At 70.0% G+C, this 497-nt stretch carries 2 protein-coding genes; both read left to right on the forward strand.

Annotated elements, in window-relative coordinates; translation table 11 throughout:
• On the forward strand, nucleotides 1-320 hold a 320-nt coding region (locus tag ACEN88_RS34055), incomplete at its 5' end, for a hypothetical protein (RefSeq protein WP_413346793.1).
• Nucleotides 317-497, forward strand: a 181-nt coding sequence (locus ACEN88_RS34060) for a hypothetical protein (protein WP_413346795.1), incomplete at its 3' end; no start/stop codon positions are given. The genes ACEN88_RS34055 and ACEN88_RS34060, both read left to right, overlap by 4 nt.

Consider the following 497-nt stretch of genomic DNA (forward strand, 5'->3'; position numbering starts at 1 on the left):
TCACGGGCAGCGACAACGGCAGGCGCGGCTCGTTCTTCACGGGCGTGCCGGGCCACGCGATCGAGGACGTGCTGCTGCGCGACGTCGACCTGCCCATGACCGCGACGACCGAACCCGCCGTGCGGCAGCAGGACATCCCGGAAGCACCCGCGGCGTATCCCGATCCGCACATGTTCTCGACCGTGATGCCCGCCTACGGCCTGTGGACCCGCCACGTGCGCCGCCTGACCTTGCAGCGCGTGCGCTTCACCACCACCGACCCCGACCCGCGCCCGATGCTGCTGGCGGGCCCCGACGCCGACTCTCCCTGTACACCATGAAACGACTCGTCTTCCTGCTGGCCGTCCTGCTGGGCACCGCGCACGCGGCGGAACCCGTGCGCACCTACCGCAACCCGATCCTGTACGCCGACTACTCCGATCCGGACGTGATCCGGTCCGGCGACGATTACTGGCTCGTCGCGTCGAGCTTCCACTTTTCGCCGGGCCTGCCCGTGC

Source organism: Massilia sp. CT11-108, from assembly GCF_047302915.1.
GTDB lineage: Bacteria > Pseudomonadota > Gammaproteobacteria > Burkholderiales > Burkholderiaceae_D > Telluria > Telluria orientalis.